This window comes from Sphingobacterium sp. B16(2022), from assembly GCF_012030425.1.
Classification (GTDB): domain Bacteria; phylum Bacteroidota; class Bacteroidia; order Sphingobacteriales; family Sphingobacteriaceae; genus Sphingobacterium; species Sphingobacterium anhuiense.
In genome coordinates this window covers 1-238 of record NZ_JAAUVN010000031.1, presented here as the reverse complement: position 1 = coordinate 238, position 238 = coordinate 1, and the positions used below count along the sequence as shown (strand labels likewise).

Sequence of the window (238 nt, the reverse complement as noted above, 5' to 3'; positions counted from 1 at the left end):
ATGGTAGTCCCGAGCAGATTTGAACTGCTGACCCCTACATTATCAGTGTAGTGCTCTAACCAACTGAGCTACGGGACTAGCTTATCATTCTATCTCTCTGGACCGTCCATTTTCAGGGATGGGCACATTTCTTCAAATGTTTTTGTTTCTTATATAAATCATGTGTATCCGTAACGAGCTTCAATTCCGAATGCTCTAGAAAGGAGGTATTCCAGCCGCACCTTCCGGTACGGCTACC

At 45.0% G+C, this 238-nt stretch carries 1 tRNA gene; it reads right to left on the bottom strand.

The features are described from left to right. Nucleotide 1 precedes the first annotated feature (1 nt). A tRNA-Ile gene (locus HCX49_RS25310) sits at nucleotides 2-78 on the bottom strand. Nucleotides 79-238: the final 160 nt, after the last annotated feature.